We start from the raw sequence: 594 nt of genomic DNA, 5'->3' as shown, positions 1-594 counted from the left end.
AGATATTTCCTCAGCTACTTCTCTTTGTAAGTTTCCAACGATTGTTTCTGCTATTTCATCATCTTCAAGTAATGGGTTCGATTTAATCCATGTTTCAGGGTGATGTATTTCATCCTCTGAATCTTGTTCGGCACAGAAAATAAAATAGTTTTCATTTTGTTCCTCGCCATTCAATACCTTAGTAACATATTGATATTCTTCAAAGAACGGGACTGTTAAATCTTCTCCTGCCGTACTTATATAGTACAAACTAGGATTCTTCAAAAGTGTTTGACCACGTCTAATGCCGTTATACACCTTTGTATCAGTCAATAAGTGAGCCTCGTCAATAATTCCAGTACTGATTTGTTCACCCTCAAGGTTGTTAGCCTCACGACTAAACGCTTTTATAACACTTCTATCATTTGTATTCTTCAACTCATGAATACTTGGTGTTATTTTAGTCATTGATTTAGTTTTATCAGATACTTTTCTTAATGATTCCAATTGAATATGAGCATCGCCCCAAGCTAACGTTGCTTGTTTCTGTGTATGAGATACAACACCTATTGTTCTTTCGAATTTAGGTTCTTTCCCAAGCAATAAATCATGCAT

Annotated in this window: 1 protein-coding gene; it reads right to left on the bottom strand. The window is 35.0% G+C overall.

The features are described 5' to 3' along the window. Positions 1-594 (bottom strand): terminase large subunit domain-containing protein (locus tag ACF91D_RS31405; RefSeq protein ID WP_392438642.1); only part of this gene is annotated, 594 nt, incomplete at both ends.

It is taken from the genome of Staphylococcus sp. 231237_7MaSpsaltlick (genome assembly GCF_043107035.1).
This window is presented reverse-complemented; position numbering and strand designations above follow the sequence as displayed.